Origin of the sequence: Pseudomonas sp. Sample_21 (genome assembly GCF_004307525.1) — a bacterium.
Taxonomy (GTDB): Bacteria; Pseudomonadota; Gammaproteobacteria; order Pseudomonadales; family Pseudomonadaceae; genus Aquipseudomonas; species Aquipseudomonas atacamensis.
In genome coordinates this window covers 39,110-62,010 of record NZ_RCNZ01000030.1, presented here as the reverse complement: position 1 = coordinate 62,010, position 22,901 = coordinate 39,110, and the positions used below count along the sequence as shown (strand labels likewise).

Genomic DNA, 22,901 nt, shown 5'->3' with positions numbered 1-22,901 from the left:
GGCCACTGAGCCCGCGCCACACTATCAGCGCGGTAGATCGACGGTGCGCCGAGCGACTCGTGGCAAGACGAACCGGTCAAGCAACCACACGAACAGCAGCGAAGCCCCCACCAGCGGAAACACCACCGCCAGCACCAGCATGATCGCCACGCCGGTTTTCCATGTCGGCAAATCATGGCGCAACGGCGGCACACCGAACTTGCCTTCAGGCCGACGCTTCCACCAGATCACCACGCCGCTTACGGCGCTGAGCAGAATCATCAGGCAGATCAGCAGCACGACGATCTGGTTGAAGGTGCCGAACATCTTGCCTTCGTGGAGCATCACGCCGATTTCGGTGGCGCGAGCAACGGTGGCGTAGTGCTCGAAACGCACATCGGCGAGGACCTTGCCGGTGTACTGATCGATATGCAGGGTGGCGTCGTTGCGCGGGTCATCGGCGAATACGGCAATGGTGAACACGCCGGTGGCGGTGGTCGGCAGGGTGATGCTGTAGCCGGGCTCGACCTTGCGCTCACTGGCGATGTTCTGCACATCCTGCAGGCTGACTTCGGGTGCTGCGGGACCGGCATGGGCATTGCCGTGATTCATGTGTTCGGCGTGGTCGCCGGACATCGGCATCGGTGTGTTTTCCATCGCCCACGGCACGGTCTGGCGGGTCGCGCTGTTGAGGCTGCGTGCCTCGATGTCGGAGGTCGGCACGTTGTCCCACATTGCGGCTGGAAACACGTTCCACACCTGCGCGTATTGCTTGCCCCAGAAACCGGTCCAGGTCATGCCGCTGAGCAACATCACCAACAGCAATGTCGCGCCCCAGAAACCGGTGACGGCATGCAGATCGCGCCACAACACTCGACCTCGGCTGTTCAAACGCGGCCATAGAATGCCCGCCGCCTGACCGCGCGGCCACCACAGAAACAGCCCCGAGACCACCAGCACCACGCCCCAGCCAGCGGCCATTTCGATCAGCCGATCGCCGACCGTGCCGATCATCAATTCGCCGTGGATCGCACGGGCGATGGCTTGCAGATTCTGCTTGGCATCCTGCTCGCCGAGGATGTCACCGTGGTACGGATCGACGAATACGTTGAGTTCGTGACCAGCGTTTTTCACCACGAATTGCGCGCTGCGTTCGGCATTCACCGGCGGCAGGTACTGAGTGACCTGGCCTTGCGGATAGGCAGCTTTCACCCGTTGCAGCAGGTCATCGGCCGGCACCGTGTGGTGCCCGACCGGTACTTCGAGCAGGCTGCTGTACATCAGCAAATCGAGCTGCGGTTTGAACAGATAAATGATCCCGGTCAGGGCCAGCATCACCATGAACGGCGCGACGAACAGCCCGGCATAGAAATGCCAGCGCCAGGCCAGGTTGTAGAAATTGGGTTGAGGCTTTTGCATCACGAGTGCTCCGCTTGGCTTGGTTCTTTTCGTTGTCTGTTTACCTGTGGGAGCGAGCCTGCTCGCGAAGGCGTCATGCCAGACGACATCACTGTTGAATGCGCCGGCCTCTTCGCGAGCAGGCTCGCTCCCACATGGGTAGGTGTTGGTGTCAGAAACTCATATCCACTTTGGTCCAGAGCGTGCGCCCTGGTTCATTAATTGCCTGTGGGTCATTGGCCGGGTAACCGAACCCGGCGTTGCCAGCCAGGTTCAGGTGCTCGGCGTAGGCTTTGCCGAACAGGTTGTCGACGCCGCTGCTGACCTTCCAGTGCTGGTTGATGCGGTACGCGCCGTTGAGCGAGAACACGCCGAAGCCCGAGCTCTGGGCGTAATCCTTGCCGACCACGTTGCCCTTGTTCGCGTCGATGCGGTGCTGCGCGGCGACCACTCGCCAGAGTGCGCCGGCGCTCCACTTGGCCTCGCTGTAGGTCAGGCCGAAGCGCGCATCCAGCGGCGGCATCTGCGGCAGGGCCGAGCCGTCGCTGCTGTTCTTGCCCCAGGCATAGGCCAGGGTCGCATCGGCTTTCCAGTTGTCGGTGAGGTTGTAGGCAGCACCGAGTTCGCCACCCATGATCCGCGCGTCGATGTTCTCGGCGCGCGAGGTGCTCATGCCCATCATTCCCGGCGTGTAGTCGAACAGGATGTAATCGCGTACCACACCGATGTAACCCGAGGCCCAGGCTTCGAGGTCGGCGCTCCTGTAGTTCACGCCGAAGTCGAACTGCGTGGTCTTTTCCGGTTTGATCGAGTCGAACGCATTGACCGATCCTGCCGGGCCGGACTTGGGTGAAAACAACTCCCAGTAATCCGGAAAGCGTTGCGCGTGACCGAGGCCGGCGTAGAGCGTGGTCGGGCTGTCGGCGAGATCATGCTCGTAACGGATGAAGCCGCTGGGCAGGGTGTCGGCGCGGGTGTCGTCGGCGGTCGGGTTGGGGCGGGACATCATCCCCGACCCGGTGGTCTGCCGGTAATCCTTGGCCGAAGCACGGTCGACACGGGCGCCAGTGATCAAGCGATCACGCTCGGCGGCGTACCAGGTCATTTCGCTGAACACGCCGTAGTTATGGAAATCGGCGTCCTTGCTGTACGGCAGGTCCTTGTAGGTATCGATGCCCATTGAGCTGCGCTGGCGGTGCTCGTTGGTCTGTGCGTCGAGGCCGGTGATCAGTTGAACATCAGCCCAGCGCCAGGTTGCCTTGAGCCGCGCGCCGAGGGTGCGTCGGTCGACGTTGGACGCCATGGGCCCTGCCATCATCCCGGTGCCGGACGGGGTGCGCAGGGTGTAGTTATCCATCACATGGTCGGCGTAGTTGTAGTAGACCTGTGCCTCAAGTTTTTCCAGCACCTCGCTGATGTTGGATTTCTCGAAACGCAGGCCGAGGCTTTCGCGCAGGAATTGCGAACCGTCCATGCCGCGCCCGGCATACCGCGCCTCGCCGTCGCCCTTGCCGGCGGTGAGTTCGATCAAGGTGTCGGCATCCGGCGTCCAGCCCAGTGCGACATCGCCGTTCCACTTGTCGTAACGCGAGGCGACGATGTCGTTGTTGCCATCGCGGTAATCGTCGGAATGCGCAGTGTTGCCGATGACGCGCACGTAGCCCAACGGACCGCCGGCAGCCGCGTCGACAACCTTGTCGAAACGCCCATGCGAGCCAGCCAGGATGCTGGCGTTGACGCGAGTGCCGAGTTCGCCGAAGTTCTCCGGCTCACGGTCGAACAGCACCGTACCGGCCGATGCGCCCGGACCCCACAGGACGGTTTGCGGGCCTTTGATCACCGTGAGTTTGTCGTAGGTTTCCGGTGAAATATACGAAGTCGGCGCGTCCATCCGGCCAGGGCATGCGCCGAGCATCATGCTGCCGTTGGTGAGGATATTCAGGCGCGAACCAAACATCCCGCGCAGCACCGGATCGCCGTTGGTGCCGCCATTGCGCACCAGAGCGAAGCCGGGAATGGTCTTCAGGTAATCGCCACCGTCACTGGCCGGCACCGGTTGGCGCGGATCCTTGGGGTTGGTGACGATCGTCAGTGGTGAGCTCGGGGCGATGGCAGTGATCACCGTCGGGCTCAGTTCATTTCCGTGGCCGGTGTGATCATCAGCCAGCGCCAGCGGTGTCAGCAGTACGCCGCAAAGGACGGCAATCGCGTGCCTGCAACGAATCCGCGATTCATTCAGGGCAAAGTGCGCGCGGGCAGATTCCGCGCAGGGGACAGCAGTAAACCTGGACATGACAATTTCCATCGAACAGTCGTAAACACCACGGCCGGCAGCCTGGAGCTGTCTTCTCAACCGTGTGCAATCAAAGGTGCGTGTTTACGTGGCGATGGGCGGGGCGCGGGTGCGGGCGCCGGGGAAGAAGGGTTGGCGGGCATGGCCCAGACGCGGAGAGGGTGGGGTGAAGGTGTTCGGTGGCGGGATGTTGAAGGCGACGAAATCGCCGCCGCCGGTCAGTGCCGGGCAATTGAACAGCAGGCTGCAATAGCCGCATTTTTCCCACAGCACGTGATGCGAAGATTGCGGCGGGCAATGCTCGGCCGCAGGCTGGGCTGCATGGCCGCTGTGATCCATGCCGGGCATGTCCATCGACATGTCCATGCTCATTGGCATCGACGTCGAGGCGTGTTGATCCATCGGCATCGACTGAGAAATCAGTGGACCGATGAAGATCATCAGCATGGCGAACAGGGCGATCCAGCTGCCACGCGTCAGCGCTTGAGTCTGACGGTGATGCGGGACGGGCCTGGTGCGCAACGGACGCATGGGCGAAGTCAGCCGGGTCGGTTACTGAGCGTGGATGTGGCCCTGAGCGGATTCCGGCGCTTTCTTCTGCACGGCAACTTCAACGCTGACGTCACCGGCCTTTTCGAAATGCAGGGTCATCGGGAAACGCTTGCCGTCGCTGAGCAGGCTGCGATCGCTCGGGTTGAGCAGCATCACGTGGTAGGCCATCGGCGCGAAGGTCACGGTGCCGCCGGCGGGGATTTCCACGCTCGGTACTTGCTGCATCTTCATCAGATTGCCCTGCATCACATGCTCGTGCAACTGAGCTTGTGCAGCGATGGGCGAGTCGACGCTGAGCAGGCGATCGACGCTTTTGCCGGTGTTGTGGATGATGAAGTAGGCGGCGACGGTCGGCGCATTCGGCGGCAGTTCCTGCGACCACGGGTGGGCGATTTCCAGCGCACTTGCCTTGTATTCATGGGCATGAGCGAAGCACGCCGGCAACAACAGCGCAGCGAGGACGAAGAGTTTCTTCAACATGGCAGTTCTCCAGAACGATTTGAAACGCGGATTTGTGGCGCGAACAAATCAGACCAGAGGGGAAGCACGGGGATTGAGACTCGGCCATTGCTGGCGCGGCGTCGGGGCTTGCAGGGAGACGGGCGCAACGCTGCGGTTGCTTTCAAATTGCGCGAAATACAGCTGCGGCGAATGCCCCGGCAGCGCCAGCAATGGCGCCCCACCTGAGCAACACCAGCAGTGCTGCATGTTCGAATGGCTGTCGTTCTGCGGGGCCTTCTGATCCGTGGCACCGATGTCGATCGCCACCATCTTCATGCCGCTGCCGGTGCAGAAACTGCTCCAGAGTATCTGCTCGGCCGGTGAACTGGCCGCCTGCGCCATCGCCCCGCTCAGCGGCATGGCGAGCATGTTGAACAGCACTGCAAGGCAGGCGATCCAGGCAAATGCTAACCGGCGTCGGTTCATGGGACAGGTCCGTTGGGTGGGCGATCAGGCGCGGCCCATTTAGCCTGATCAGGGCCGATAAGTAAAAAAGCGTCGTGCGGTTTGGTGTCGCAGTGAGCTGTTAAAGGAGTGTAGCTACTTGAATTTGCAGTGCCAGACCTGACGCCTTCGCGGGCAAGCCCGCTCCCACAAAGGGCCGTGCCGATTCAGTGGGAAAGGGCAGCGAGGACTTCAGCGACTGATTCAAACTCCCGACCAACCCCCGGCAACCCCGGGCGCTTCAACACCAGCACCGGCACTCCCCGCTCACGCGCCACCTCCAGCTTCGGCTCAGTCGCGCTGCTGCCGCTGTTCTTGCTGATCAGCACATCGATCTGCCGGCGCTCGAACAGCGCGCGCTCGTCTTCCAGCAGAAACGGCCCACGGGCGCCGATCACTTCGCAGCGCGCGTTGCCGGGATAGACGTCGAGGGCGCGCAGGGTCCAGAACTGGTGGGCGGGGATTTCGTCGAGATGTCGCAGCGGTTCGCGGCCGAGGGTGAACAGCGGGCGGTGGAACGGTTCGAGGGCTGTGATCAGTTCGGCCCAGTCACTGACCTCGCGCCAGTCATCGCCTGCTTGCGGCTGCCAGGCGGGGCGGCGCAAGGCCCAGCAGGGAACGCCGGCGAGCTGTGCCGCGCGGGCGGCGTTGGCGCTGATTTGTGCGGCGTACGGGTGCGTGGCGTCGAGCAGCAGATCGACGTCCTCATCGGCGATGAACTGCGCCAGACCCTCAGCGCCGCCATAGCCGCCGACCCGAACCTGGCAGCGCAAATCGCTCGGCACCCGGCCAACGCCGGCGAGGCTGTAGATATGTTGTGGGCCGAGCGTGCGGGCAATCGCCAGCGCTTCAGTCACGCCGCCGAGCAACAGGAGCCGTTTCATGCAAAACCTCCGGCGTGCCCGACAATCCCGCCCTGACGATCAATGGCAAACACCTCGACCTGGACCTGCGCCGGCACTACGCTGCGAGCGAAATTTAGCGCATGGCGACAAACCTCATCCCCCAAAGCAATGCCCGCCGCACTCGCCATGGCCAAGGCTTGTTGGCTGGTATTGGCTTCGCGAATGCCTTGCTGCAACGCCGGGTCCGCGCCAATCGCCGCCGCCCATTCGGCCAGCTGCGGCAAATCGATGCTCGAATGCCGCGAATGCAGATCCATATGCCCGGCGGCGAGTTTGCTGATCTTGCCGAAGCCGCCGCACAGGCTGAGTTTATCCACAGGCACTTTGCGCAGATGCTTGAGCACCGCACCGACGAAATCACCCATCTCGATCAGGGCGATTTCCGGCAGGTCATAGACCCGGCGCATGGTGTCTTCGCTGGCGTTGCCGGTGCACGCGGCGATGTGCAGATAGCCGTTGGTTTTCGCCACGTCGATGCCCTGATGGATCGAGGCGATGTAAGCGGCGCAGGAAAACGGTCGGACGATGCCGCTGGTACCGAGGATCGACAGGCCGCCAAGAATGCCCAGCCGTGGATTCATGGTTTTCAGCGCCAGTTCTGCGCCGCCCTCGACATTGATCGTCACCTCGAAGCCGCCACCGTAGCCGGTTTCGGCGGCGAGCAAGGCCAGGTGATCGCTGATCATTTTGCGTGGCACCGGATTGATCGCCGGCTCGCCGACGGCCAATACCAGACCCGGTCGGGTCACCGTGCCGACGCCGACACCGGCGTTGAAGCGAATTCCCGGTTCGGCTGACAGGCGCACCTGTGAGTAAAGCAGGGCGCCGTGGGTAACATCAGGGTCATCGCCGGCATCCTTGATCGTACCGGCCTCGGCGCCGCCCGCGCTCAGGCGGCAGAACTCCAGGCGCATCTGCACCTGTTTGCCCTTGGGCAAAGTGATGTGCACCGCGTCGGCAGCGATGCCGGTGAGCAACAGGCGCGCGGCGGCGAGGCTGGTGGCGGTGGCGCAGCTGCCGGTGGTGAGGCCGCTGCGCAGGGGCGCGGGTTGTTCGGCGGTTTCGTCACGCATCGAGGGCTTTGACCAGTTCCAGCAGGGTGATCGGCAATGCCTGACGCCAGGTGTCGAACTCGCCAAGCGGTTGCGCCTGGGCGATATGGATGCGCGTCAGTTCGCCGCCGTATTGTTCGCGCCAATGCATCAGGGTGACTTCGCTTTGCAGGGTCACGGCGTTCGCCACCAATCGGCCGCCGGGCTTGAGCCGGTCCCAGCAGGTTTCGAATACACCCTCACGGGTGACGCCGCCGCCGATAAAAACAGCGTCCGGCCGTTCGAGGTTATCCAGTGCTTGCGGCGCCTTGCCGCGAATCAGGTGCAAGCCGGGTACGCCCAGCGCATCGCGGTTGTGTTCGATCAATTGCTGACGGCCCTCGTCGGCCTCGACCGCCATGGCACGACAGCTCGGGTGCGCACGCATCCACTCGATGCCGATCGAGCCGCTGCCGGCGCCGACATCCCAGAGCAGTTCGCCGGGTTTCGGCGCCAGGCGGGCGAGGGTGATGGCGCGCACGTCGCGCTTGGTCAACTGGCCGTCGTGACGGAACGCCGAATCGGGCAAGCCGGCGAGGCGCGACAGGCCGGTAACACCGGGGTCGGCCAGGCACTCGACAGCGACGACGTTGAGGTCGGCGACCGCCGCATCGCCCCATTCGCTGGCGCTGCGTTCGATACGTCGTTCGGCGTCGCCGCCCAGATGTTCCAGAACAGTCATGCGACTTGCGCCGAAACCACGCTCGCACAGCAATTGCGCAGCGGCTGCCGGGCTGCTGCCGTCATTGCTCAGCAGCAACAGACGCACGCCGCTGAACAGATGCGCATTGAGCGCCGCCAGCGGACGCGCCACCAGCGACACAACCGTCACCTCTTGCAACGGCCAGCCCAGGCGCGCCGCCGCCAATGCGCAGGACGAAGGGGCGGGGATGATCGCCATCTCGGCGCTCGGCACATGACGCGCCAGACTGGCACCGACGCCGTAAAACATCGGATCACCGCTGGCCAGCACGCAGACCGGCTCGCCACGCGACTCGAGCACTGGCGCGAGGGAAAACGGACTCGGCCACAATTGCCGCTCGCCGCCGATGCACGGCGGCAGCAGGTCCAGCTGACGCTGGCCGCCGACGATCCGCGAAGCGCCCAGCAGAGCACGCCGGGCATTCTTGCCCAGGCCCTTGAAGCCGTCTTCACCAATACCCACAACGGTCAGCCAATCGCCCATTTCATACTCCAGATCCTGCGTCCAGCGAAGCGGGCGACATGATAACGCGACAATCGATAACTGGCTGCTGTCCTTTTTTCAGGAGCGCCGACATTGAATGTTTACATTGTTTTTTGTGATTTTTCGAGTTCTTCGCAAGTATTGAATCGGCGTTCCGCTGGAAGTACTTGTGAATATCTGGAAGGTACTTTTTTAGTAAGTTGAATAATCGAATGGATAATTGAAATGAGCGATGTTTTGAACAGTATCTCGGCACTGCCCAACCAAGGCAGTGCGACAGTGATGGGGAATAATCTGTTGTCCTTCTTTTCCGGGTTGACGCCGGAAGACAAACGATTCGTCAAAGACAGTATGCGCTGGGCAGAATACAGAGCCGATTTGCGTCATAACAGAAACAGTGAACCAGCTGCTTGGTTCGAATATTATTCTGGGGTGCTTTGGTCTGTCGGCTGGAGCCTGGAGCAGGCTCCGGTAATCCATGTTGACAAGAACTTTACCGGCAATGCGCTGGACGTCTGGGCGCGATCCTTGTCGCAACAACTAAGTCGGGAGAAAGTCGGGCTAATGAAGGAAGCGTTCCATATGCTTGAGACACATTCAGATGCAATAGATGTATTTAGAGGTGGCGCTCGGGAATGGAGCGATTTTCGTTTTTCCCCTGCTCAGTACAATTTCAATAGGGAATTGGAAATTGTCATCAGTAATGTTCGCTTGCTTGACGCGAAGTGGCCCTCTACCTATTTGTTCTGGACTATTCAGCATACGGGTTCGGAGCTTGATATCCGCTCCAGGCGCTTCTTGATCAGGTCTGCCGCGATAAATGAAAATCGGCTTCAGTTGGCTGCAGCAGTACTTGATATGCGCACGCGTGAAATTGAGTTGGCTCAGGGCGCTTGATGTTAGTTGGAGAGCTTTGTTTGCTGGTTTGTATGATGGTCTGAAATTAAATGCATGGAATTTCGATTTGATTAACTCCGGCGCTGTGATTAATTTGTTTTCCACACCAAGTCGGTGTTTTAACCAAGAAAGGAATCCATTTATGACTGAGCTGAATAAAGATGTAATCTCCGCTGTTGAGCGGTTTAGTTTGATTGCGCAAACCAATGACTTTATCGCTTCGCAGCCAGTGCTGCGCTCGCGTTCGGCAAGTGTTGGCAGTAGCTTGCCGATTGATAAAGATGAACTGAATGCTGCAATCATGGGCTCGGGTATTGCAGGTTTTGATGCAAGCATGTCCAAGCGCAGCAAGCGAATCGTTAAAAACACCTACATGTATGCCGATCTGGTTGCCTTGCTCAAGTATCCGGCCTCCAGCCAAAAGGAACAGCGCTATAACGAGTTTATGCGATTGATGAAACTGGCTGGCTGGTTTGCTTTCAGCCAGCCTTATAATCGATATACCGCTACTTCGCAAAAACTGACCATGGATAATGTTGTCCTGTCTGTTCTGCATACCGCTGTTAGTGCAGCAGTAGGACAGGGCCAGGCAGCCCTTAAATTATTGTCCACTGTGGCAGATGCGACCATGGATGCGCTGAAAAATGAACCACAGGCCCTGACGCTGTTCGAGAACAACTCGAAGAAAGCCGAAGGTGGCAATTTTTGCATGAGTGCGGCTTCGCAGGATGATGAAGGTGGTATCACCCTGGCAATCGCTGCTGTGCAATATCTGGCTTCGGCTCAACCTACCAAAGTACTGTTTGTAGAGTGGGCTACATCTGCTGTGGAGATTTATAACGCCGGCGCCACGATGTATATGGATGAGGAAGACTATGCAATGGTAGAACCGTTGATTGTCAAGGCTCTGACTGAGCAGCGTGAGAAAGCGCTCAGCTACGAATTTGGCCAATCGGTCTGAAAGTGATTAATGCCAGAGGCGCAAGCCTCTGGTTTTTTTTGTGGGAGATGCAAATGTTCGCGATTTCGAAGGTTTTCGTATGTGCAGGGGCATTAGTGCTGGTGAGTAAAGAGCTGTCGGCATCTGACATTGACGACAGTCTCGATGCGCTGCTTTACTCACAAACGGTCGCCTCGCATAAAGTTCCCGATGCTGTTGAATGCGATGCATGGAATGACGCCAATAAAACGGCTTTGAAAGTCACCGGTGCTTTGTTTTTCGACGATCCGGTTATCAGCGCGCCGGTCACTACGCCCGATACTTTTACTCTGCTGGAGTTGACTCAAGAACTCTTGCAAGGATGGGCGCCGGCAGTTTTGAACCAACAGGTAATTGCCAATCTGACCTCGCAACTGGAGAGCAACGGTGCGGCCCTTGAGTTGCTTCAGCGAAATATTCTGCAAGAGGGCAAGTCGATTCGCTTCATGCTTGGCAGCGTATCTGCGGAATCGACGCTTACGATGGTCGTCATTTCGTTTGCCGTCAAAGAGCCTGTTCCGGGCAATGTGCTTGAGCGACGCTTCAATGCTGAGCAGATAGTGGGCAACCTTGCTGTTGATTGCTACAAGGCTCTTATAGATGCCGATGATTACTGTTTCTCGAGAGCCAGGATTATCGCGTTATTGGGTGAGCGGCGCGAAAAGCAGATTATCGCCCTGACCTGAGAGCGCGGCAGAGGCAACAACTGAAGCCTGCCTGCCCCACCGGTCGAGACAGAGGGCAGACTTTTCATACCGGTGGGCAAAGCAGGCATAATACCGCGCCTTCGCCCGCGAAGCGCTTCTGCCACACAACTGGTCAGCCCCTTGAACGAACGCCCGATGTCCACTGCCTTACGCCCCTCGGCCTGCCCGGGGTTGCTGCGTATCGTCCAGGCACTGGACGGCGGTATCTGCCGGATCAAGCTTGATGGCGGTTCGATCAGCGCGGATCAGGCCGATGCGGTGGCCGCTGCCGCCGAAGCGTTTTCGAGCGGTGCGATCGAAGCGACCAATCGCGGCAATCTGCAGATTCGCGGCATCGGTGCGCAATCGGCAGCGCTGATCGAGCGCTTGCTGGCCGCTGGCCTCGGGCCAAAGAACGCTGCCGGCGACGATGTGCGCAATCTGATGCTCAGCCCGGCCGCCGGCATCGATCGGCAGATGCTGATCGACACGCGCTCGCTCGCAGGGCAAATCCTCGACACCTTGCAAAGCCATCCGCGCTTCCATGAGTTGAGCGCCAAGTTCGCCGTGCAGCTCGATGGCGGCGAAGCGCTGGCGATGCTCGAACATCCGCACGATCTGTGGCTGTCGGCATTCGAGCGTGACGGCGAAGTCCTCTGGGCATTCGGTCTGGCCGGTTGCCCAATCGATCGGCCTCTCGGCGCTGTGACTCAGGACAACGCTCATGCGCTGGTGGTCGCCGCGCTGGAACTGTTCCTCGACCTGGCCCGGCCAGAGCAAACACGGATGCGCCATCTGCTCGATGAGTTGCCCAGGCTCGCGTTTCTGGAATCGTTGCGCGAGCGCGTATCGCTCAAGGCAATCAGCAATTGGCAGCGCCCGGCGTCGGCAGACGCGCTGCACATCGGCGCTCATCAGCAGAACACGCAAGGCCGCTGCTACGTCGTCGCGGTGCCGCCACTGGGCCGTCTCGATCCGGCGATGCTGCGTGGCGCGGCGCAACTGGCCCGACAGTCTGGCGATGGCAGTCTGCGCTTCACGCCGTGGCAGAGCCTGCTGCTGCCGAACGTGAAAGCCACGGATACCGACAACGTGCTTGAGCAGTTGCGGGCGTTGGGCCTGCTGACGACCGACGCCGAACCGCTGACAAGGCTGATCGCCTGCACCGGCGCCGATGGCTGCGGCAAAGGCCTTGCCGACACCAAGCAGGATGCCCGGCAACTGGCACCTTTGCTGCCCGCAGGGCTCAGCGTGCACCTGTCGGGCTGCTCGCGCTCCTGCGCCGCCGCCCATTGCGCGCCAGCCACGCTGCTGGCCGTCGCCCCCGGTCATTACGACCTCTATTTTCGCGATGCAGCACAGCCCGGATTCGGCACGCTGCACGCCTGCAACCTTACTATTGAAGCGGTCGCGACCCTGCTCGACGCCCGCTCCCGGAGCCCCCTTGATGCTTGATTACATCCGCGACGGTCAGGAGATCTATCGCAACTCCTTCGCGATCATTCGCCGCGAGGCCAATCTGGCGCGCATTCCCGCCGATCTGGAGAAACTGGCGGTGCGGGTGATCCACGCCTGCGGCATGGTCGAGGCCGTCGACGGTCTGCAATTCTCCGAGGGCGCGGGCAAGGCCGGGCGCGATGCTCTGGCGGCCGGTGCGCCGATTCTCTGCGACGCGCGGATGGTCTCCGAAGGCGTGACCCGCGCGCGCCTGCCGGCCAATAACCAAGTGATCTGCACTTTGCGCGACGACAGCGTGCCGGAGCTTGCCCGTGAGCTGGGCAACACCCGCTCGGCCGCCGCGCTGGAGCTGTGGCGCCCGCACCTCGAGGGCAGTGTGGTGGTGATCGGCAACGCACCGACCGCGCTGTTCTACTTGTTGGAAATGCTCGACGCCGGCGCGCCAAAACCGGCACTGATCCTTGGCTTCCCGGTCGGCTTCGTCGGTGCTGCCGAGTCGAAAGCGGCACTGGCCGCCGACAGTCGCGGCGTGCCGTTCGTGATCATGCAGGGTCGCCTGGGCGGCAGTGCCATGGCCGCCGCCGCCGTCAATGCCCTCGCCACGGAGATCGAATGATGGAGGCCAAAGGACGTCTGATCGGCCTCGGTGTCGGCCCCGGTGATCCGGAACTGATCACCGTCAAAGCCTTGCGCCTGCTGCGCGAATCGCCAGTGGTCGCGTATTTCGTGGCCAAGGGCAAGAAGGGCAATGCGTTCGGCATCATCGAGGCGCATCTGGTCGAGGCGCAGAATCTGCTGCCGCTGGTCTATCCGGTGACCACCGAGGCGTTGCCGGCGCCGCTGTCCTATGAACAGGTCATCAGCGATTTCTACGACGAAGCCGCTGTGGCGGTCGCCGAACATCTGGATGCCGGCCGCGATGTGGCGGTGATCTGCGAAGGCGACCCGTTCTTCTACGGCTCCTACATGTACCTGCATGACCGCCTCGCCAGCCGTTATGAGGCCGAAGTCGTGCCCGGCGTGTGCTCGATGCTCGGCGGCGCTTCGGTGCTCGGCGCGCCGCTGGTGTATCGCAATCAGAGCCTGTCGGTGCTTTCCGGCGTGCTGCCCCAGGAAGAATTGAAGCGGCGTCTGGCCGATGCCGATGCGGCGGTGATCATGAAACTGGGACGCAACTTTCCCAAGGTGCGTCAGGTGCTGGAAGAACTCGGTCTCGCCGAGCGCGCGCTGTATGTCGAGCGCGCGACCATGGCCAACCAGAAGATCGTGCCGATGGATCAGGTCGAGCCGATGTCCTCGCCGTACTTCTCGCTGATCATCGTCCCGGGCGAACGGTGGCAAGGTTGATGAGCCAAGCGACTCCCGCCATCGTCATTCTCGGCCAGGGCAGCCTCGCTACGGCGCGGCGCATTCAGCAGGTCTATCCGGCGGCGCAGGTCCATGGCCTTGCCGGACGGGTCGAAGGCGCCGACAGCCGCTATGAGCAATTCGGCGCGACCCTGCGCGCGTTGTATCAGCAGGACACGCCGATCATTGCCTTGTGCGCAGCCGGCATTGTCATTCGCACGCTGGCGCCGCTGTTGCTGGAGAAAGGCGCCGAACCCGCTGTGCTGGCGGTGGCCGAAGACGGCAGCGCGGTGGTGCCGTTGCTCGGTGGCCTCGGTGGGGTCAATGTCATGGCCCGGGAGATCGCGGCGGCGTTGCAAGTGGCGCCGGCGATCACCACCAGCGGCGAATTGCGCTTTGGCACCTGCCTGCTCAATCCGCCGAGCGGCTATGCACTGGCGGATCTGGAGTCGGGCAAACGCTTCGTTTCCGACCTGCTCGCCGGGCACAGCGTGCGCATCGAAGGCGCGGCGCCATGGCTGGATCAGGCGCAGTTGCCGCAGGATCCGCAGGCGCAGCGGTCGATTCATGTGAGCAGTGCGCAGCGGGTGGCCAGTGCCGATGAATTGCTGATCTACCCGCGCAGTGTGGCGGTGGCGGTGAGTGCTGAGGTGGCGGATCTGCCGAACGCCATTCGCACTGCGTTGCAACAGGCCAGCGTCGCCGTGCCGGCACTGGCGTGTCTGGTGGCAGCAGACGCTGAAATGGCCGCATCGACTTTGCGCGAAGCTGCGCTCGAGTTGGGCGTGCCGCTGCGCTTCGTCGCGGCGCAAAACGATCTTCAGACGTTGGCCCGGGTTGCAGTGCCTGCGGCGAAGGTGATCAGCGCAGAACATCTGGCGATCGCGATTGCCGAGCAACCGCTGGACGTCGCGCAGATCGGCCGCCCGCGTGGTCGCCTCGCGGTCATTGGCCTTGGCCCCGGCGCCGCCGAACTGATGGTGCCAGCGGTGAAAGCCGAACTGGCCCGCGCCACCGATGTGCTTGGCTACGAAACCTACGTGCGCATGGCCGGCCCGTTCCGCGACGATCAGGTGCAGCACTGCACCGACAATCGTGAAGAAATGCAGCGTGCCCGCCATGCCTTCAGGCTCGCCGCCGAAGGCCGCTCGGTGATCGTGGTCTCCTCGGGCGACCCGGGGGTATTCGCCATGGCCGCTGCGGTGCTCGAAGCCCTGCACGAATCGGACGATCCGGCGTGGCACAGCGTTGATCTGGAAGTCCTCCCCGGCGTTTCCGCCTCGTTGGCCACTGCGGCTCAGGCCGGTGCGCCGCTGGGCCACGACTTCTGCGTGATGTCGCTGTCGGACAACCTCAAGCCGTGGTCGATCATCGAAAAGCGTCTGGATCTGGCCGCCGAAGCGGATCTGGCCCTGGCGTTCTACAACCCGATTTCCCGGGCGCGCCCGTGGCAGTTGGGCCGGGCGCTGGAGATCGTTGCGCAGCACCGCTTGCCTGAAACACCGGTGGTGCTCGGTCGGGACATCGGCCGGCCGGGGCAGACGCTGCGCACCACGACCCTGGGTGCATTGACACCGGAACAGGTGGACATGCGCACCATGGTGTTGATCGGCTCTTCGACCACCTGCACCTTCGCCCGTGCCGGGGGCGGTGAATGGGTGTACACGCCGCGTTGGTATGGTGAAAAACCGCTTTCCTGAAAAACCCTCCGCTCATGCAATTCTCAGCGACGGGAAAGTTTGAGCGGTTGTAAGTCCGATTGAAGTTTCAATTGTTTTCCACCAGCAATAAACAATGGTCATGTCCCACAGGGCAGGGCCATTTTTTATGCCTGACGGTCGCGCCGGTCCGCTAATTATTTCGCTGCCGTTACAGCGTACTGCTCCGGTGTTATCAGATATTGCCGGGGACAAGCTTTGTATTCCTTGTTGTTTGTGTGGCGCGTATTCGCCCACTAGGGTGCTGTGTTCACAGCACTTGTCGAGTGTCGTTCAAATCAATCTACCGCTCTGCAGCGGCGCGAAAGTGTGCGCGGTCAATGAGCCATTTAATAAACAAGGAGTGTGTAATGGCTTTGAAAAACGATTATTCGTTCGGGCGAGCGTTCATATCTGCGCAAGAGTATTCGGTGATCTCCAAGGCGTTACGGGAGTTCTCTGCCTCGGCGCAGTACCAAGCGCTGAACGATTGTTACCAGCAAGCCAGTCAAACGACCGATCCGGTGTCGTTGTTGACCCTGGCGAGCCTGTTTCAAGAGCAACTTGCAGCGCTGCTCAAACGCAAGAAAACCCCTGTCCCGGTGGCTGTCGATGACATTGCGCGCGGGCTGCAACGTTATCTGTCACGGCTTTCGACGACCGTGGAAATGTTGTCGGGGCTGATCCGGCCGGTTCCGAAGGTTATCCATTTCGTTTGGGTTGGCGGCAGCGAAGTCGGTGTCAATCAGCGCGATTACATGAATATCTGGCGCCAGGTAATGGCGGCGGAGGGTTACCGCTTCAACCTTTGGTACGACAGCGATGCGTTGCTGGCTTTCGAGATGAACCGGGTCATTCTCGACAGTGCCAGGGCTGATGCGATGGCGTCCGGTGGCGCTGCACTCAAGCATGCCGGGCAACTGGCGACGATGATTGAAGACCGCGCACGGGTGTTGAAACAGCAGATGTTCGACTACCTCAGCCAGCCGAAGTGGAAGGGGCGAGCCGATCAAGCGCGCATCGATCTGATGGTGCGTGCTTATGGCAAGGACCGCGCGACGCTGCAGGCTTTTCGTCAGCGCTGCCTCGACAGCCATCTGGCGATGGTTGGTGCGGATCTGCAATTACGCGATGTATCTCACGCTTTTGCCGATGACTTGCTGGCGGACGTCTACCGTCGCGAAGTGTCGATGCGTGGCAATTTCGCTGCGGCGAGCGATGTAGTGCGCTTGCAGGCGGAACTTCGTGAAGGCGGGCGTTATACCGACATGGATTATCTGCCGCCACTGCTCGATAAGTTGGGCGGTGTCGATATCAGCGATTACAGTCAGACGCAAAAGATCGGTGTTCTGCAACTTCTGTTGAACAACAACCCGCAGTTGATGCCTGGACGCGATCCGCAGCATTACCCCGACAGAACCGGCAGTCTCCCAGAACAACATAAACAACTTCTCGAGGATTTTGCTCGCAGCAAACCGGACCCGCTTGAACTGTTCGTGCCGCCGCAAACCGTGGAGGCCGGCGAGAACGGCTTTCGCATGGGGCTGCAAATCGACGAAGAAATGAATGCACACTTCATCGCCCAGCCGGGCAGCGGCATGACGTTGTCGATCATGCAAGTCATTCGGCTTAATTACGACGTGCTCGCGGAAGTGGAAAGACGCATGGCCAACTCGGGATCCGGGTGGGCCGACAGTGAAACCTTGACCACGGTCGCTGCGGCAGTCATCGAAGAGATGTTGGTCAGGTCGAACTTCACCAACTGGAATGAAGCTTATGCCTACCAATTGCTCAAAGCGGTTGTCACCTATTACCAGGACGGCATTCGTAATGACGCGGGGGGAACGGTAACGCTCACCGGCCCCGGCGCGGCCCTCGCCGGATTGCATGAATATGTCGAAGCCAATTGCGATCCGTTTTTCACTCGTCAGGTGCTGGCGCAACAGCGTCTGCGCGAGGGCTATAACGTCAATACCGAAGAGGAAACCATTTCCGGCTGGATCGTCAGGGGCACGGAAAAAGACTGGCTGGAGATGGAACACGCCCGGTGGGCCGAGGGCAAGCTCAAATCCCGTTATGCCGGACGCTTGTCCGACCTGCTCAGCGATCGAAGCCTGACCTTCGAGCGCGGCTGGCCCGTTGTCGAAGGCAAACCGGTGCTGTTGACTGCGGTGCTGCAACGTTTGATGGATGATCTCGGCGAGCCATTCATTCGAGCGATGCGAGACAAGTTGAGCGGGGAGGTTACCTTCGATCAAGCCGTGGTGATTGACTTCGACACCCGCCAACAGGTGCTGGCGCAAGGACCTGTCGTGGTGCCGACCTCCCGTGGCGCGGATTCCGTCAGCCATCTCAACGAACTGTTCAGCCGCATCGCCCACGGAACGCTGCCGCTGGAGCAACTGAGCCCCACAATGCGGGTCGTGCTCGGCGGCATTTTCGGCGCGACGAGCGTGGACGATGGCGGGTTCGCCGATACCTGGCAACAGGTGCGCGACCTAGCCATCGCCACCGACCGCGACGGCACTTTCGCGCGCTACGATGCGATTGAAAAAGCCGTGCGCCAGCGCCGCTCGGCGGCGTTCGAGAACGGGCTGGAACGCGGTCTGCCGACGGCCACATCGACGACCCGCGAACTCAAGGTGCAAGCCATGTCCGAGCCGCTGACGCTGCGCCAGTGGGGCGAGCGTATCGGCCAGATCAAGCGCAGCGCCCGGCAGGAGTTCCGCACGCAGATCTTGCAGCGCAGCGGCCAGGTGCGTGACGTCTTTTTCAAGGCTGGCGCGGTGTCGGTCAAGCAGTTGCCGCAGGATCTGTTGCAGCACAACGCAGGCGACCCGGGGCGTCGCTGTTATCCGCTGGTGCTGCTGATGGGCGCCGCCGTTGCAGCTGGCGAGCCGGCGGAGCGGGCGTTGGTCGGGCATGTCGCCAGCGCCAGCGCGAGTCCTGACGAACTTGGCTCGCGGGCGTTGCGCAGTGCGCTGGACGAACTGCGCGCCTTGCCCACCGGCGAGGTCGGCAGCGCTCGCGGCGTGCAGCGCATGGACAGCATCATCGCCGCGCTTGACGCCAGTGCGGCACCTGCGGTGCTGCTGCTCGACACCGGCGACCACGCCCTGCTGCTGGCCAAAGTGCGAACCGGTGAGCACGCGGCCTATCGCTTCTACGACCCCAACTTTGCTCTCTATGGGTTTGCCGATGGTGCGCAGTTGCAGCGTGGCGTAGAGCATTATCTGAGCGCAGACGATAACGCGCTGGCGAAGCTTTATGGTCTGGGCGAAGCGGCCAATGCGCCATTCAACGTGATCGAACTGGACACCTCGGCGATCGCCAAACGCAGGCTGTCATCGGATCTGCGCGTAGACAGTTTTCTGCACAACGTTGCACTGGCCGATCCGCAGGGAGCGTCGATCTGGCACAAGCAAGCGTTGGCCCGCACCCGATCTCTGGGCGAAAACGCTCGACTGGGCGCCAGTCTCGCGCAACTGGATGCACGCTACTGGGCCAGCGAGTTCGAGCAGGCGACCGAGCGCTTGCGCCTTGAGCACAAGGTGGCGCGTGATTACGTGCCGTTGCTCGATACCCTCGGCAACAAAGCCGACGGCGGCCACAGCATTACCCTGATCGATCCGCGCAATGCGCAAAACACCCTGACGGTGATCACCCGCGATTCGCGCTTTCAGAAAATCAGGCAATACGTCGAACGACTCGTGCAGGGCGGTGCGGCCAGGCCCGGGCAGACGGCTGACCACGACGGGGGCAGCCGGCTGAGTTTTGCCTTTGCGATCCAGACGCTGATCAGTGAGATGCGCCAGCGCGATTACCGCGCTGGCGATACCGTGCCGGCGTTGACCGTTGCTCTGCAGATCCAGGTGTACGTCAGTTATGCACAGCTGGGCTTTGGTGTCGCCAGCGATGCTGTGCAGATCGTCCAACTGGTGCGTCAGGCAGCAGCGGCCGAGCGGGCGTTGCAGCAGGGCTCATTCGCCGCACGCCTGGCAGGACAGGCCGCCACGGGCGTTGGTGTGGCATTTTCCGTGGCCAATATCGGCTTCGACATCTACAACCTGACGCAGGCAGAGAATCATGAGCAGCGAGCGCGGTTCTCCACGTCCCTGGCGTTCAACACGGCGGCGCTGGGTCTGGATCTTGTCGCCCTGGCAGCGGGCGGAACGGTGGGCGCGTTCGCCGCAGCGCTGGCCGTGCCGCTACTGGGCGTGGGTATCGGGGTGACCGCGATTGCCAGCAATCTCGGGCAGATCATGGACAAGGCTGCGGCCATCGGCGAGCACCTCTCGCAGATTCACGACGCTTATCAGCAATCTTACGAACGCGCTGGCGCGGTCTTGCAGTTCCCCGCTCTGGCCGTGATTACCGAGGTGGATCTGCACAGCAGAAGGGTGGCGTTCGAGGGGCAGAAGTTTTACCCCTGCAAGGGCAGTGCGCTGGAGCTGCCGCAGTACGACGATGATCCAGCCAGGCGACATGCCGCGATCAACATCCCCAGAGCCTTTCAACGGCCTGCTGTCGGCAGCGTCTGGGGGACCTTGCCCGAGGCGCTGGTGCTGCCCTGTTCACCCGTCTGTTACTACGGCTACGAATATCAGCTCGGCAGCGCCGGGGCCGTGCCTTTTTCCACGACCCGCTATCCGCGGTTGCATGACCGTCTGGCACATCAGCTGGAATATGACGCGCTCGGTAACCGGGTGTTTTACCTGTTCAGCACGCCGTTTGCGCCACACATCCTTTACAAGCTGCATCCGGTCTTCATGGCCACGACGATCAAGGTGCAGTTGAGCGCTGAGGTCAGCCAACTGGTGGTTCCGGACCTGCCACCAGAGTGGCGCGAGAAGATTGCCTACCGGATCACCGCGCCGCAGGGGCAATACCGGATTCGATTGGTGCCAGGCCTGCTGGCGGTGAGTTTCGAACAAGCGCAGGGCTGGGAACGGGTGACATGGACGGTGCAAGCGTCCTGGGCCCGGGTGGAACAGGTCAGCTTTCGGGAAAAGCCACGGGACAGCATCGACAGCGCACCTGACATGCTGGTCGATGGCGTGATGTTGAATCGTTTCGACGGTGTCATCGAGCTGGCCGAGGGGCTGTTCCGGATCGACTGGACAGGCCTCAGCCTGCATCTGATCGGTGTTGTTCTCGACTACGAAAACGAAGCTGCGGATCAGCTGCGCAGCGCCGACATGACAGCCAGCGGCATCCCGGCGCCGGTTCTGCGCTATCTGCGCGCTCAGGTCACCAGCGGGCAATTGACCGCAGCGTATTTGCCGTTACGTAACTTCAGAGTGCCGTTCAATTCGCCGGGCCAACCACTGGTGACCACCGGCTATTACGACACTGCGCGGGACCGGGTGCTGTTCGCACGTAACCTGCCGCAGGAGGTCAACGAGGGCGTGGTTCTGGCAGGCGTCAGCGCCCGCCATGCGTGGTTCTACCATCCCGATCATCCATCGCTGTGGCGGGTCGATGTGCTGACCGGTACTGTCCAGCATCGCTACCGACTGAAAAATCCGCGTACAGGTTCGACCATCACAGGCTGCCAACAACAAGCCGATGGTGCGCTGCGGATTGCGCAGAAGCTGACGGCAGAAGCGTTGCATGGCACCACCACCATCGAGTATCGGATCACCGGTCGGGATGTGGAGCTGACGGCTTGCAAGATCACTTTCGCGGCAGAGGATTATCGCTTCGAACCGCGCGAAGCGCTTCGACAAATCGATGCCCCGTTCAGGCGCGAATCGCCAGATACGGCCGCCAGCAGCAGCGGCTGGTCTTATGCTCCGTTCATTGTCGTGGAAGGCTATGCCGGGTTGCGTCGGCGCGACCGGGCCTGGCTGAACAAGGCGACGGGCAAGTGCATTCAGGCCGGGCAGGACCGGTCCTGGCCCGAGGACTTGTTGATGCTGGTGCCGTCCAGCGCGGAAAACAACGCGGTGCTGTTCTATAGCCCGCAGGAGCGGACGATCAGCCGCGGCATCGAACCCCGTGCCGGTCATTGGCAGAATGTGGTGATCGAACACGATGTGGTGGAGGTCACTCAGACCAATCAGCGTTTCATCGCCACCAAGGACGACGGCCGACTGTTCGAAATCGATATCGTCGACGTGCCGGCAGCGGCAGCGATCGACGACGCGATTGTGTTTCAGTACGGGGTACCTTCCCTTGCCCACAGAAGCGATGAGGCGTGGCTCGATCAGGCCGATAAGCCGTCGATTCTGCGGTTCGCCGGTGTCGGGCCGCGTTGGCTGCAGCGACATCCCGATTGGTTGAGCGCATTGCCCGCGCTGGCCACGAAAGCGCCGTTGCTGCCGTTGCCGATCTTCGGTTTACGTGATGTGGCAGGTCAGGCTTTCCTGGCGGCATGGTGTGTCGATGGCAGAATCGCTGTGGCCGATATCGGTCAGGGCAAGGAGCTGGCGCTGCTCGGTCTGACCCCGGATAACAGCGCGGTCTGGTTGCTTGAAATCAACACCGGACAACTTTATCGCCAGCCGCTGATGGCGACCAAAGCACTGCGGGGAGTGTTTGCCGAGGACCATCGCTTGCTGAAATCGCAGGCGCTCGGCAGGCCTGAAAAGGTCTGGACGTCATGGACTTTTGCTGAGGTGCGACGCCAGGGTGAAAGGCTGGTCGCGCAGACCCTCGACGGGGTGCATCTGCAATTGCTGGATAAGCAGCCGGCAATGATCGTTGGCGTGGAAAATCGCTGGTCTCATGTGCCGGGGCAGAGCGATGAACAGTTACGTGCACGCCTGCGAGCATTGTTGCACGGGCATGCCCACGCGCCTGTCATACAAGTGGCAAGTGCAACCGGACGCTATCTGTATTACCTGCCGCAACTTGATCGGCTGTTCGATCTGGCCGGGCGCAGCGACGGGCAGTGGTCGGCATTTCTCGGTACGCGCGGGTCGAAGCAGCCGATGCTGTTCGACCCGGTCGACCAGTTGATTTTCAGCGCCGGCCCGAACGACGGCGTCTGGCTGCCCGGCAGTTATGCCCAGCGCGACGCCGAAGTCCTGGCGCTCGAGGTGGGTGATGACATGACAGAGATCGAGCCATTGCTGCCCGAAGGCGTCGCCAGGCTGCTGCTGGCTTACGGTGCGCAGACCTCGGGTTATCGGCTGTCGCAAGCGTCCTTCCAGCGCCTGGACTGCATCGTGGTCGATGGGCGACAGGCTTCGGATGCTGAAACGGCAGAACCTTGCCTGCTGGATCTGGATCTGGACGAGTGCGAGCATTGGTGGATGTCACGGGTCGATGGCGATGTGGTGCTGACCGATCCGGACTCCGGACACAGTCTGATCGTGCGCAATTTCGATGGACAACGCCCACTGCTACTGATGCTGCCCATCGCCGGGCGGCCACATACCTTGACGCTGGCTCAAGGGCTGCAAGCCTTCGCCACTGCGTGCGGTGTCGAGGCAACGGTCAGCCTGACAGCGGTGATCGCAGCGCTGCGCTGAGGCCGCCATG

Annotated in this window: 16 protein-coding genes; 8 read left to right on the top strand and 8 right to left on the bottom strand. The window is 61.4% G+C overall.

Going from position 1 to position 22,901, the window contains the following annotated elements:
• Positions 1-24: 24 nt before the first annotated feature.
• From D8U71_RS02930 to cbiE, 8 genes are all read right to left on the bottom strand, one after another.
• The gene (locus tag D8U71_RS02930) at positions 25-1,398 is read right to left on the bottom strand and encodes a PepSY domain-containing protein (protein WP_130887127.1); all 1,374 of its coding nucleotides are present in this window, start codon (positions 1,396-1,398) and stop codon (positions 25-27) included.
• A gap of 151 nt (positions 1,399-1,549) precedes the next feature.
• Positions 1,550-3,670: a TonB-dependent copper receptor gene (locus D8U71_RS02925; protein WP_130887126.1), complete on the bottom strand. Its 2,121-nt coding sequence runs from the start codon at positions 3,668-3,670 to the stop codon at positions 1,550-1,552.
• A gap of 84 nt (positions 3,671-3,754) precedes the next feature.
• Complete coding sequence (locus D8U71_RS02920; protein WP_130887125.1) at positions 3,755-4,201, bottom strand: DUF2946 domain-containing protein; 447 nt, start codon at positions 4,199-4,201, stop codon at positions 3,755-3,757.
• 21 nt (positions 4,202-4,222) lie between these two features.
• Entirely contained in the window at positions 4,223-4,702 is a 480-nt protein-coding gene (locus D8U71_RS02915) for a copper chaperone PCu(A)C (protein WP_130887124.1), read from the bottom strand.
• 48 nt (positions 4,703-4,750) lie between these two features.
• Complete coding sequence (locus D8U71_RS02910) at positions 4,751-5,149, bottom strand: DUF2946 domain-containing protein (RefSeq protein ID WP_073471760.1); 399 nt, start codon at positions 5,147-5,149, stop codon at positions 4,751-4,753.
• Between the two features lie 185 nt (positions 5,150-5,334).
• Complete coding sequence (locus D8U71_RS02905) at positions 5,335-6,051, bottom strand: cobalt-precorrin-6A reductase (protein ID WP_130887123.1); 717 nt, start codon at positions 6,049-6,051, stop codon at positions 5,335-5,337.
• Positions 6,048-7,145 carry a cobalt-precorrin-5B (C(1))-methyltransferase gene (locus D8U71_RS02900; RefSeq protein WP_130887122.1) on the bottom strand — a complete coding sequence of 366 codons (1,098 nt, stop codon included), beginning with the start codon at positions 7,143-7,145 and terminating at the stop codon, positions 6,048-6,050. Before D8U71_RS02900 ends, D8U71_RS02905 begins: the two co-directional genes overlap by 4 nt.
• Positions 7,138-8,349 carry a precorrin-6y C5,15-methyltransferase (decarboxylating) subunit CbiE gene (cbiE, locus tag D8U71_RS02895; RefSeq protein WP_130887121.1) on the bottom strand — a complete coding sequence of 404 codons (1,212 nt, stop codon included), beginning with the start codon at positions 8,347-8,349 and terminating at the stop codon, positions 7,138-7,140. Before cbiE ends, D8U71_RS02900 begins: the two co-directional genes overlap by 8 nt.
• 225 nt (positions 8,350-8,574) lie before the next feature.
• Here cbiE and D8U71_RS02890 point away from each other — a divergent pair, with 225 nt between their 5' ends.
• From D8U71_RS02890 to D8U71_RS02855, 8 genes are all read left to right on the top strand, one after another.
• Positions 8,575-9,246, top strand: a complete 672-nt coding sequence (locus D8U71_RS02890) for a hypothetical protein (protein ID WP_125926241.1) — start codon at positions 8,575-8,577, stop codon at positions 9,244-9,246.
• Positions 9,170-10,207 (top strand): hypothetical protein, encoded by a 1,038-nt coding sequence (locus D8U71_RS02885; RefSeq protein WP_177434877.1) that lies wholly within the window; start codon positions 9,170-9,172, stop codon positions 10,205-10,207. The genes D8U71_RS02890 and D8U71_RS02885 overlap by 77 nt, the downstream gene beginning before the upstream one ends.
• A gap of 53 nt (positions 10,208-10,260) precedes the next feature.
• Positions 10,261-10,911, top strand: a complete 651-nt coding sequence (locus tag D8U71_RS02880) for a hypothetical protein (protein WP_125926239.1) — start codon at positions 10,261-10,263, stop codon at positions 10,909-10,911.
• A gap of 156 nt (positions 10,912-11,067) precedes the next feature.
• The gene (cobG, locus tag D8U71_RS02875; RefSeq protein ID WP_130887119.1) at positions 11,068-12,366 is read left to right on the top strand and encodes a precorrin-3B synthase; all 1,299 of its coding nucleotides are present in this window, start codon (positions 11,068-11,070) and stop codon (positions 12,364-12,366) included.
• Entirely contained in the window at positions 12,359-12,985 is a 627-nt protein-coding gene (locus tag D8U71_RS02870; RefSeq protein ID WP_024011415.1) for a precorrin-8X methylmutase, read from the top strand. The genes cobG and D8U71_RS02870 overlap by 8 nt, the downstream gene beginning before the upstream one ends.
• A complete protein-coding gene (locus tag D8U71_RS02865; RefSeq protein ID WP_051600374.1) occupies positions 12,985-13,716 on the top strand; it encodes a precorrin-2 C(20)-methyltransferase in 732 nt (243 codons plus the stop codon). Before D8U71_RS02870 ends, D8U71_RS02865 begins: the two co-directional genes overlap by 1 nt.
• Positions 13,716-15,416 carry a precorrin-3B C(17)-methyltransferase gene (cobJ, locus tag D8U71_RS02860; protein WP_130887118.1) on the top strand — a complete coding sequence of 567 codons (1,701 nt, stop codon included), beginning with the start codon at positions 13,716-13,718 and terminating at the stop codon, positions 15,414-15,416. The genes D8U71_RS02865 and cobJ overlap by 1 nt, the downstream gene beginning before the upstream one ends.
• A gap of 368 nt (positions 15,417-15,784) precedes the next feature.
• Positions 15,785-22,891: a TcdA/TcdB pore-forming domain-containing protein gene (locus D8U71_RS02855; RefSeq protein WP_130887117.1), complete on the top strand. Its 7,107-nt coding sequence runs from the start codon at positions 15,785-15,787 to the stop codon at positions 22,889-22,891.
• Positions 22,892-22,901 lie beyond the last annotated feature (10 nt).

Excerpts from the sequence above, each read along its gene's own strand:
- D8U71_RS02855 (WP_130887117.1), top strand. The coding sequence starts at position 15,785 with ATGGCTTTGAAAAACGATTATTCGTTCGGGCGAGCGTTCATATCTGCG.
- D8U71_RS02880 (WP_125926239.1), top strand. The coding sequence starts at position 10,261 with ATGTTCGCGATTTCGAAGGTTTTCGTATGTGCAGGGGCATTAGTGCTG.
- D8U71_RS02885 (WP_177434877.1), top strand. The coding sequence starts at position 9,170 with ATGAAAATCGGCTTCAGTTGGCTGCAGCAGTACTTGATATGCGCACGC.
- D8U71_RS02920 (WP_130887125.1), bottom strand. The coding sequence starts at position 4,201 with ATGCGTCCGTTGCGCACCAGGCCCGTCCCGCATCACCGTCAGACTCAA.
- D8U71_RS02930 (WP_130887127.1), bottom strand. The coding sequence starts at position 1,398 with ATGCAAAAGCCTCAACCCAATTTCTACAACCTGGCCTGGCGCTGGCAT.
- D8U71_RS02890 (WP_125926241.1), top strand. The coding sequence starts at position 8,575 with ATGAGCGATGTTTTGAACAGTATCTCGGCACTGCCCAACCAAGGCAGT.
- D8U71_RS02915 (WP_130887124.1), bottom strand. The coding sequence starts at position 4,702 with ATGTTGAAGAAACTCTTCGTCCTCGCTGCGCTGTTGTTGCCGGCGTGC.
- D8U71_RS02870 (WP_024011415.1), top strand. The coding sequence starts at position 12,359 with ATGCTTGATTACATCCGCGACGGTCAGGAGATCTATCGCAACTCCTTC.
- cobJ (WP_130887118.1), top strand. The coding sequence starts at position 13,716 with ATGAGCCAAGCGACTCCCGCCATCGTCATTCTCGGCCAGGGCAGCCTC.
- D8U71_RS02900 (WP_130887122.1), bottom strand. The coding sequence starts at position 7,145 with ATGCGTGACGAAACCGCCGAACAACCCGCGCCCCTGCGCAGCGGCCTC.
- D8U71_RS02925 (WP_130887126.1), bottom strand. The coding sequence starts at position 3,670 with ATGTCCAGGTTTACTGCTGTCCCCTGCGCGGAATCTGCCCGCGCGCAC.
- D8U71_RS02910 (WP_073471760.1), bottom strand. The coding sequence starts at position 5,149 with ATGAACCGACGCCGGTTAGCATTTGCCTGGATCGCCTGCCTTGCAGTG.
- cbiE (WP_130887121.1), bottom strand. The coding sequence starts at position 8,349 with ATGGGCGATTGGCTGACCGTTGTGGGTATTGGTGAAGACGGCTTCAAG.
- D8U71_RS02865 (WP_051600374.1), top strand. The coding sequence starts at position 12,985 with ATGGAGGCCAAAGGACGTCTGATCGGCCTCGGTGTCGGCCCCGGTGAT.
- D8U71_RS02905 (WP_130887123.1), bottom strand. The coding sequence starts at position 6,051 with ATGAAACGGCTCCTGTTGCTCGGCGGCGTGACTGAAGCGCTGGCGATT.
- cobG (WP_130887119.1), top strand. The coding sequence starts at position 11,068 with ATGTCCACTGCCTTACGCCCCTCGGCCTGCCCGGGGTTGCTGCGTATC.